This window comes from Corallococcus praedator (assembly GCF_003612125.1).
In the GTDB taxonomy this organism is placed as follows: Bacteria; Myxococcota; Myxococcia; order Myxococcales; family Myxococcaceae; genus Corallococcus; species Corallococcus praedator.
Window position 1 is genome coordinate 1 of record NZ_RAWI01000364.1, and the last position, 9,496, is coordinate 9,496.

The window sequence follows — 9,496 nt, forward strand, 5'->3', positions numbered from 1 at the left end:
CGCTGGAGCAGGTGATGGGGGTGGGGGCGCGGCAGGTGGAGCGGCGGTTCCTGGCGGCGGTGGGCCTGTCGCCCAAGGTGCTGTGCCGCATCGAGCGGCTCCAGCACGCGCTGGCGCTGCTCCAGGGGCCGCGCGCGGTGGAGGGCGCGGAATGGGCGCTCGCGGCGGGGTACTACGACCAGGCGCACCAGGTGCGGGAATTCCGGGCGCTGGCGGGGCTGACGCCGGGGGCCTACGCGCGGGAGCGGGCGGAAGTCGGATTCGTACAATCGCCGGACGCGGCGGGTGCGTAACGTAGGGGCGTTCCCTTTCAGGAAGAGAGGCCTCCCCATGTCCACGACTCCCTCATCGCAGCAGGCCGAGCAGCACCACCGCATCGACTACATCGAGTTCCCCGCCCGGGACACCGGGGAGGCGAAGCGCTTCTACGGCGACGTCTTCGGCTGGAGCTTCGAGGACTACGGCCCGGCCTACACGAGCTTCAAGGACGGCCGGCTGAATGGCGGCTTCGACGCGTCGCTGCCGGTGGGCAAGGGGGGCGTGCTCGTCGTCCTGTATTCCAAGGACCTGGAAGCGACGCACGCGAAGGTGCTCGCGGCGGGAGGGCGCATCGTGAAGGACACGTTCTCGTTCCCCGGAGGCAAGCGCTTCCACTTCGCGGACCCCACGGGTAACGAATTGGCGGTGTGGACCGAGCCGTGAGACGGATGTCTGGCGTTGAGGTCCACGAGGTGACAACGCCGTGACACAACCTGTCTGATTAGAAATATTTTGAAATTTGTATCTCAGGGGATTTCTGGGGCACAAGGCGCATCGAGGCATCCCTGGGTTTGAGCCAGGGATGTCCTGCCTGTGATTGACGCCTGCGTCCAAGGACCCCACCCCATGTTGCTCTCCCGCACCGTCTCCGTGCGCGCCCTGAAGGGCGCGTTGCTGTCCTCCCTGTTGCTGGCTTCGAGTGCCTTCGCTGAAGACGAAGTGCACTGGGGCTACGACCAGACCCTGAGCCCGGAGCACTGGGCGGAGCTCCCGGGCGACGCGCTCTGTGGGCAGGGGGTGATGCAGTCGCCCATCGCGCTGGTGACGGCGGGTGCCGCGCATCCGCAGCAGGCGGTCCCCAGCTTCCACTACGCCACGAGCCACGTGCGGATGGTGAACACGGGCCACACGGTGCAGTTCAACTACGACACCGGTAGCACGGTCCGGGTGGGCGCCAACGAGTACAAGCTGGCGCAGTTCCACTTCCACACGCCCAGCGAGCACACGAAGGACGGCGTGGAGTACCCGCTGGAGATGCACCTGGTGCACACGGACGCGAACGGAACGCCCGCGCTGGTCGTGGGCGTGCTCATCCAGGAGGGCGCGCTGAACGCGGCGCTGTTCACGGCCTTCCGGCACCTGCCCCGGCACGCGGGGGAGCAGAGCTCGCCGGTGGGGGCGCTCATCAACGCAAGCGCGCTGCTGCCGCACGACAAGGCGTTCTTCCAGTACGCGGGTTCGCTCACCACGCCGCCGTGCACGCAGGGGTTGCAGTGGTACGTGATGAAGAACCCCATTGAGCTGTCCGACGCGCAGATCGCCGCCATCGAGCGGCTGCCGCACCTCAACCCGAACAACCGCCCCCTGCAGCCGCTCAACGGCCGCACCGTCAGCGTGCACTCCGGGCACTGAGCGCGCGTCCGGGCGAAGGTCCCGGTGGTACGCTGGCGCGTCCATGTGGCACTGCGTGACGCGCTGGCTCCTGCCGGCTTCCCTCGTGGCCCTGGCGGGATGAAGGCAGCCCTGGACTCCCGATGACGATGCGACAAGGCAGTCTCCTGGTGGCCATCCTGTTCGTGGGCTGTGTTCGAGGCTCCCGGTCCGCGCCCGCCCCCGTGGAGGACGACCGGTCCATCGTCTTTCCGTCGTTCTCGGATGCTGACGTCGTGGAGGTCCAGCCTTCGCAGCGTCCCTATGTGCTGGAGGGTGCGCTGCTTCAGGCGCTGATGATCGCCACCCAGGACTTCCTGCCACCGGCCTCGAAGGATGTGCCCTGCCAGCACAGGCCCGAGGCCCAGCGGTATCAGGTGATGCGTCGGGATGACCTCTTCTTCATCCACATCTCCGAGGACCCGACGGCCTGCGGAAAGACCTATCCCTCGCTGGACTCAGGCGCCTGGTACGCCCTCGGCCGTGACGGACGGATCCGTCGGCGTGTCCTGGACGGCATGCCGGTGGACACGCTTACCGACGGTGGAGATTCCCAGCCCATCCCCGCGGAGCCCGGTGTGGCCCCGGCGCTGGATTCCGTCTGGAAAGACCCCACGCGGCCCTGGCCCGAGGGACTCCGGGATGGAGGCTCACCGGAGGATGTGAACTGAGACACGCTCGGTCGGCTGCCCTCCTGCATGGCAGCCAGGCCCATGTCGCGGTCTCAACAATTCCCGGATCCTCGCGCACGGGTCCCCCGAAAGGATGGCGGGATCCCCTCGGTCCGGGCTCGCGCACTCCCAGACGCACGGTACAAACCCGTTGGACCGTCCCTGGGAAAGTCGCTCGTGAACGCCACCGCCACCGCCACCATCCTTCACGTCAACGACACCCCCGCCAGTCTCTACCTGGGCACCTTCTCGCTGCGCCAGGCCGGCTACCACGTGCTGGAGGCCATGACCGGTGGCGAGGCCCTGAAGGTCGCCCTGGAGGGACGCCCCGACCTCGTCGTGCTCGACGTGAAGCTGCCAGACATGAGCGGCTACGAGGTGTGCCGGCTGCTGAAGGCCGATCCCCGCACCCGGGAGACCGCCGTCATCCACACCTCCGCCACGTTCATCACCGCGGAGAAGAAGGTCATCGGCCTGCGTGCGGGCGCGGACGTCTACCTGACGCAGCCGTTCGACCCCGAGGAGCTCATCGCCACCGTCAACAGCGTGCTGCGCCTGCGACGCGTGGAGCGCGAGGCCCTGGCCAACGCCGCGCGCCTGGAGGAAGCCGACCGCAAGAAGGACGAGTTCCTGGCGATGCTCGGCCATGAGCTGCGCAACCCCCTGGCCGCCATCGCCCTCGCGGTGCAGATGCTCGGCCAGAAGGACTCGAACGGCCTGTCCGAAGCCGACTCGCGCCGCCGCTCCATCATCGAGCGGCAGGTGGAGCACCTGCGCCACCTGGTGGACGACCTGCTCGACGTCAGCCGCATCACCCGGGGCAAGTACGCGCTGCGCCGCGACCGGTTGGATCTCAACACCGTCCTGCGCCACGCGCTCGCCGCCGCCCGGCCGGTGATGGAGGAGCGGCTGCTCATCCTCGAGGAAGCGCTGCCCGAAGCGCCCTCTTGGGTGGACGGCGACCGGACGCGGCTGGAGCAGGTCTTCACCAACCTGCTGGACAACGCCGCGAAGTATTCCCCCGAGGGCAGCGTCATCACCGTGGGCGCCCACGTGGGCAAGGACCACCGCGTGCTCGTGTCCGTGCAGGACACCGGCATCGGGCTCCCGCCGGGCGAACAGGAGCGCATCTTCGAACTCTTCGCGCAGCTGGACACCGGGCTCGCGCGCAGCCGGGGCGGGCTGGGCATTGGCCTGACGCTGGTGCGCCACCTGGTGGAGGAGCACGGCGGTCAGGTGTCGGTGTTCAGCGAAGGCCTGGGCCAGGGCAGCACCTTCACCGTCACGCTGCCCCTGCTGGCGGACGCCGCGAGGCCCGACACGCACCTGGAGCGCGTCGAGTCGCAGAAGGGCGAGTGGCGCATCCTCCTGGTCGACGACAACCCCGACGCGCGCGAGGGCCTGAGCGAGATGCTCCAGATGTGGGGCCACACCGTCGTGGTCGCCGCGGATGGCCACGAGGCGCTCAGTCTGGCGACCCCGGGCTCCTACGACGTCATCATCCTGGACATCGGGCTGCCCGGGCTGAGCGGCTACGAGGTGGCGGAGGAGCTGCGCCAGCGCGCGGCCTCCGACGCGCACCTCATCGCGCTCACGGGCTACGGGGCGCCGGAGGACCGGGCCCGCAGCGAGGAGGCGGGCTTCGACCTGCACCTCGTCAAGCCCGTGGAGCTGGTGGAGATTGGCCGCGTGCTCGCGCAGCTGGGCCCGGTGAAGCGCGGCGCGCACCCCCGTCAGCAGGCGCGCGCCAGGAGCGCGTGAGCCGCCGCCACGGCGCGGAGCAGGGCCCCGCGCCGGGCAGCTGTTTCAGCGCGCCGGGACGCGCAGCACCTTGCCGGGAGGCAGCGTGTTCATGCCGTCCGAGGAGACTCCCCAGAGGGTGAGGGTGCCATCCTGATGAAGCACGGCATCCGCGTGGCCCGACCCCATGGCCAAGGCCACCACCTGCGTCTGGACGGGGGGCGGCAGGCCATTGCGGCTGCCGTTCAGGTTGGTCGTCGATTCTCCCCAGGCGATGACACTCTCATCCGAGAGCACGGCCAGCCCGTAGTTGTCGCGGCGACTGAGGGCCACGGTCCGCACCCCCGTCAGTCCCTGGGGGAGGGGCCGCTCCGGTGAGAGGGTGCCCCAGGTCACCAGGCTGCCATCCACCTTGCGCGCGACACTCGAAACGGTGCCCGCGGAGACCTCCACCACGTCCGTGAGTCCCTGCGGGACCGTGGCCGCGCCATGGCTGTTGTTGCCCCAGGCGACGACGGTGCCATCCGCCCGGAGCGCCAGGGCGTGGTTGCGGCCCGCGGAGATGGCGATGACGTCCGTGACGCCCGGAGGCGCAGTCGAAGCGGGGCTGTCGACGCTCCCCCACGTGACCAGGGTGCCGTCGTTCTTGAGGGCCACGGCGAAGCCGTAGCCCGTGGTGATGGCGACGACTCCGGACAGGCCCCTGGGAACGTCGCCGATGTGGTCGATGTTGTAGCCCCACCAGTCGACCGTTCCATTCTCCTTGAGCACCATGCCGTAGTAGTCCTCCGCGGCGACGCTCACGATCCCCTGGTTCAAGGACGCGGGCGAGTTCCCCCAGACGCTGTTGTCCGCGAGGTGCTGGAGGGTGCCGTCCGGGAGGACGCCCAGGCCCCATGCGTCGCCAAGGGCCAGCGTCTTCTGGGCCACCACCCGGACCTGGGCCGTGAACGTCTGCTGGGGCACGCCCGTCTTGAACACCACCTGCTGGACGCCCGGAGGCACTTCGTAGGGCATCCGCACGACGGCGCGCGTCTGGCTCCAGGAGATGACCTGCGCGGGAGCGCTTCCGTTCACCGTCACCTGGGAAGAGCCCGGCTCGTCGCCCAGGTTCGTGCCGGTCAGGGTCACCCACCCGCCCTGCACCGCGAGCGAGGGGATGGACGTGAACGTGGGCGGCGGCAGGCGGGTGAGCCGCAGCGACACGTTCGTCGTCGCGTTCGCGCTCACCGTCACCGACTGTTCGGCCTTCGCATAGCCTTCCTTGAGCGCCTTCAGCGCGTAGCTCCCCGTGGGCAGCCCCACCAGCGCGAAGCGGCCCTGGGCATCCGGCGTGATGGGCGTGGCGAGGCCGCTCTGGAACACCGTGATGCCCGACAGCTCCCCGCCATCCGAGAGCACGACCTGCCCGTCCACCTGCCCGCGCAGCCGGGGCAGTTGGAGGGACACGGAGACGGACTGGTTCGCCACGACCGTGACCGACGCGCGTCGCTCCGCATGGGTGGACCGGCTGGCCCGCACCTCGTACGTCCCCACCGGCACGCCCGCGAGGGTGAAGGTGCCGTCCGCCTGGGTGGTGGCGCGCAGGGAGGTGCCCGCCAGCGTCACCTCGGTGCCGTCGAGGCTTCCGGCCGCGACCTCCTCCAGGAGCACGGTGCCCGTCACGTCGCCCCGGAGGAGGCTCATCGTGAAGTGGGTGTTGCGGTACTCATCCAGCGACACCTTCACCGGCAGGTTCACGGTCTCGTACGGGCTCAGGGTCGCCTGGAGCGAGTAGTCCCCGGGCAGCAGGCGGTTGAACTGGAAGCTGCCGTTGGAGGTGGTCGTGAAGGATTCGGTCCGCCCGACGAGGTCGATGCGCACGCCCCCGTGGTTCGTGCGGCCTTCCAGCGTCACGCGGCCCTGGATGGAGCCGTAGCGCCGCTCCAGGGTCATCGAAACGGACGCCGTCGCATCCGCCTGCACCTGCACCGACGTAGACGGGGTGGAGTAGCCGTTCTTCGTGGCCACCACCTGATAGGTGCCCGTGAAGACCCCCTCCAGCACGAAGCGGCCCTCCGCGTTCGTGGTGGTGGTTTCGCTCCAGCCCGCGAGCGACACCTGGATGCCCGAGAAGTCCGTGGCGTCATCCAGCCGCACCTGGCCCTCCACGCGGCCCCGGCTGTGCGCCAGCGTGAGCGTGACGGTGGTGGAGCCGCCCTCCTTCACCTCCACCGTCTGGCGCGCGACCACGTAGCGGTCCTTGGTGGCGACGAACTCGTAGGTGCCCGTGGGGACACCGGCCAGGACGAAGCGGCCCTGCGCATCCGTGGTGGCCTTCCCGGTCCAGCCCGTCAGGGACAGCTGGATGCCCTGGGGGGACGCGGCGCCCTCCAGCAGCACCTGGCCCTCCACCTGACCGCGCAGCCGCGACAGCACCTGGGCCGAGGAGGTGGAAATGCCCTCCTTCACCTCCACGGGCTGATGGAGGACCGTGTAGCCGGCCTTCACGGCGACCAGCTCGTAGGTGCCCAGGGCAAGGTCCTCCAGGGTGAAGCGTCCCTGGGCGCTGGTGGTGGTGGCCACGTCCGTGCCCGTCAGGGACACCGCGATGCCGGCGGAGCTGCTGGCGCCTTCCAGCGTGATGAGGCCACTCAACCGTCCCCGGGCGGCCTTCATCGTCAGCGACAGGCTCACGGAGTCGCCCGCGCTCAGCGCCACCGTCTGGCGCAGCGACGAGTAGCCCGGCTTGGAGGCGGTGAGCTCATGGGTGCCGGGCGGCACTTCTTCCAGCAGGAAGGCGCCTTGCGCGTCCGTGCTGGCGTGCAGCTCGGTGCCCGTCAAGGCGACCAGGATGCCCTCGGGGCGGGTCGCGTCCTGCAACGTGACCTTGCCCGCGAGCCGGGCGGTGGTGGGCACATCCGGAACGGGGAGCGGTTCCTCTTCGGAGCCCTTGCAGGCCGCGAGGGTGAGCACGAGGCTCAACAACAAGACAGACGACGAAGGTCGCATCGCGTGCATCAGGAGTTCCTGGAATTGACAGCAGGGGTGGGCTTGGTTGCGGGGGGAACCCCCGGGATGCGCGTGGGTTGGGACCGAGGAGGCGCCTACCTCCACCCCGCGACGAGCGACCTGCCGACGCGAAGGGGTCTGCCATTATTCATGCAGGCCCGCATCATTCCGTGTCGCTGTAATGGATGGGCTTCGCCTCAATGCCAGGGCACGGGCAGGTGACGGAACACCCATCGTGATGCGCGGCTCACGCCAGGGGCTGGATGCCTGCCTCCGCCCGCCGCGCGGCACGCTCCGCCCACCGTGCGCGAATCCACCTGCGCGCGGGCTTCTCCACCCATTGGTGGGCGGCCACGCACAGCACCACGACGCCCACCGTCAGCACCGCCACCGCCCCCACGGACGTGGACGGAACGTCCAGGCGCTTCATCACGGACTTCCACGTGAACAGCAGCGGCATGTGCAGGATGTAGAGCGAATAGCTCGCCTCTCCCAGGAAGCAGAACGGGCGTGAGGCGATCACACCGGCCACGAGTCCCTGGCTCCGGGGCAACAAGACGAAGAGCGCCGCGAACACCGGGGCCAGCAGGCCGTTGTGCAGCAGCGGGAAGGGCAGCGACGCGCTCCCCAGCAGCACCGCGAGGATGAGCGCGCCCAGCACCGTCAACACGACAGGACGCGCGCGGGGCGCGGCGTCCGCGCGCAGCAGGAAGTAGCGGCCGGCGAGGAGGCCCAGGATGAACTCCGGCAGCCGCGCCAGCGGGTTGAAGCGCAGCGCCCGCATCCACGGACCGGAGTGGTACGACGATGCCGGGCCGTGGTCCGGATCCACCAGCAGGTACAGCACCGGCAACACCAGCGCGAGCGCATACGCCACCACCGCGCCCACCGCGAGCGCCCGGGGCCCTGTCTGTCCCAGCCGCACCGCGAGGAAGGGGAACACCGCGTAGAAGACCGCCTCCACCGCCAGCGACCAACCCGCGCCGTTCCACGCGAGCGCCGTCCAGGGCACCCAGCTCTGCATCAACAGCGGCGCGAGCACGAGCGCCCCATCCAGCCGCCACAGCTCCCCCGGCGCCTCCACCCACGCGGCGTGCAGGCCCTTGAAGAACGCGGGCGCGGCCAGCGCGAGCCCCAGCGCATAGAGGGGATACAGGCGCGCGAAGCGGGCCACCCAGAACGCCTGGCGTGCCTCGCGCGTGTCGGGCGGGCGCTCCAGGTGGTGGTAGCCCAGGATGAACCCCGACAGCACGAAGAAGAACCCGACGCTCACGTAGCCGCTGTCGAGCAACCCGTGCAGCCCCGGCGGCGCCTCCGTGCCGGTGAAGACCATGTGGTACACGTGGTACGCGCCGATGTGCGCGGCCGCGAGGAATCGCAGCCCGGTGAGGACATCCAGGTACCGCCGGGAAGAGGCCATGAGGCCCGCGAGTCTGGCAGCCCTGTTTTCATGGCTCAATCACCCGGGGTGTCGCCTGCCTGCCCCGTTCGGACGCCGGTGGAAATAGAGCCCCTCCTTCGGCGTAGATGGGGCCACATGCTCAGCCTGCGCAATCTGGTGAAGGTGTACCCGGGGCCGGTCACGGCCCTTCGCGGCGTGGACCTGGAAGTGCCCCGGGGGATGTTCGGCCTGCTGGGCCCCAACGGCGCGGGCAAGTCCACGCTGATGAAGATCCTCTCCGGCCTGCTGGAGCCCACCTCCGGCGAGGTGACGCTGGACGGCCTGGACCTGGTGCGCCACCCGGAGGCCCTGCGCCCCCACCTGGGCTACCTGCCCCAGGAGTTCGGCTTCTACCCGTACCTCTCCGGCCAGGACATGCTGCGCTACCTGCTGGAGCTCAAGGGCGTCACCGCGCCCCAGGGCCTGAAGGCGCTGTGCGCGCAACTGCTGGAGCGCGTGAACCTCACGTTCGCGGCGAAGCGCAAGGTGAAGGAATACTCCGGCGGCATGCGGCAGCGGCTGGGCATCGCCCAGGCCCTGGCGGGCAATCCCAAACTCATCATCGTGGACGAGCCCACCGCAGGCCTGGACCCGGAGGAGCGCCAGCGCTTCTACCGGCTGCTGGCGGAGATCGCCCACGAGCGCACGGTGCTGCTGTCCACGCACATCGTGGAGGACGTGGCCATGCTCTGCCCGCGCTTCGCCGTCATCCGCCAGGGCCGCGTGGTCGCCATCACCAGTCCCAGTGAAGCGAAGGCCGCCCTGCACGACACCCTCTACGAGGGCACCGTCCCCCCGGCCGACATGGACACCTTCCAGCAGGGCCACCGCGTCACCCAGGCCGTGCTCTTCGAGGGCAAGAACCGCGTGCGCATCCACGCGCCCCCCGGCGTGCCCGTCCCCCCGGGCTTCGAGCGCGCCCACGGCGGCACCCTCTTCCTGGACGAAGTGGGTGAGATGCCCC

At 69.8% G+C, this 9,496-nt stretch carries 8 protein-coding genes; 6 read left to right on the plus strand and 2 right to left on the minus strand.

Annotated features, from left to right (window positions below; genetic code table 11):
* From D7Y13_RS32665 to D7Y13_RS32685, 5 genes are all read left to right on the plus strand, one after another.
* On the plus strand, nucleotides 1-293 hold a 293-nt coding region (locus D7Y13_RS32665), incomplete at its 5' end, for a helix-turn-helix domain-containing protein (RefSeq protein WP_147452542.1).
* Between the two features lie 37 nt (nucleotides 294-330).
* Nucleotides 331-702: a VOC family protein gene (locus D7Y13_RS32670; protein ID WP_120582638.1), complete on the plus strand. Its 372-nt coding sequence runs from the start codon at nucleotides 331-333 to the stop codon at nucleotides 700-702.
* 183 nt (nucleotides 703-885) lie between these two features.
* A complete protein-coding gene (locus tag D7Y13_RS32675; protein WP_120537003.1) occupies nucleotides 886-1,671 on the plus strand; it encodes a carbonic anhydrase in 786 nt (261 codons plus the stop codon).
* 122 nt (nucleotides 1,672-1,793) lie between these two features.
* Complete coding sequence (locus D7Y13_RS32680; protein WP_120582637.1) at nucleotides 1,794-2,360, plus strand: hypothetical protein; 567 nt, start codon at nucleotides 1,794-1,796, stop codon at nucleotides 2,358-2,360.
* Nucleotides 2,361-2,537: 177 nt separating this feature from the next.
* Nucleotides 2,538-4,121, plus strand: a complete 1,584-nt coding sequence (locus D7Y13_RS32685) for a response regulator (RefSeq protein ID WP_233595340.1) — start codon at nucleotides 2,538-2,540, stop codon at nucleotides 4,119-4,121.
* A gap of 45 nt (nucleotides 4,122-4,166) precedes the next feature.
* On the opposite strand, the gene D7Y13_RS32690 is transcribed toward D7Y13_RS32685, so the two are convergent.
* Nucleotides 4,167-7,100: a carboxypeptidase regulatory-like domain-containing protein gene (locus tag D7Y13_RS32690; RefSeq protein WP_120582635.1), complete on the minus strand. Its 2,934-nt coding sequence runs from the start codon at nucleotides 7,098-7,100 to the stop codon at nucleotides 4,167-4,169.
* 238 nt (nucleotides 7,101-7,338) lie between these two features.
* Nucleotides 7,339-8,511: an acyltransferase family protein gene (locus tag D7Y13_RS32695; protein ID WP_120582634.1), complete on the minus strand. Its 1,173-nt coding sequence runs from the start codon at nucleotides 8,509-8,511 to the stop codon at nucleotides 7,339-7,341.
* 117 nt (nucleotides 8,512-8,628) lie between these two features.
* Between D7Y13_RS32695 and D7Y13_RS32700 the strand changes: the two genes are divergently transcribed.
* On the plus strand, nucleotides 8,629-9,496 hold an 868-nt coding region (locus tag D7Y13_RS32700; RefSeq protein ID WP_120630884.1), incomplete at its 3' end, for an ABC transporter ATP-binding protein.

What these genes read in the sequence shown, in the direction of transcription:
- D7Y13_RS32670 (WP_120582638.1), top strand. Translation starts at nt 331, where the DNA reads ATGTCCACGACTCCCTCATCGCAGCAGGCCGAGCAGCACCACCGCATC.
- D7Y13_RS32675 (WP_120537003.1), top strand. Translation starts at nt 886, where the DNA reads ATGTTGCTCTCCCGCACCGTCTCCGTGCGCGCCCTGAAGGGCGCGTTG.
- D7Y13_RS32680 (WP_120582637.1), top strand. Translation starts at nt 1,794, where the DNA reads ATGACGATGCGACAAGGCAGTCTCCTGGTGGCCATCCTGTTCGTGGGC.
- D7Y13_RS32690 (WP_120582635.1), bottom strand. Translation starts at nt 7,100, where the DNA reads ATGCACGCGATGCGACCTTCGTCGTCTGTCTTGTTGTTGAGCCTCGTG.
- D7Y13_RS32695 (WP_120582634.1), bottom strand. Translation starts at nt 8,511, where the DNA reads ATGGCCTCTTCCCGGCGGTACCTGGATGTCCTCACCGGGCTGCGATTC.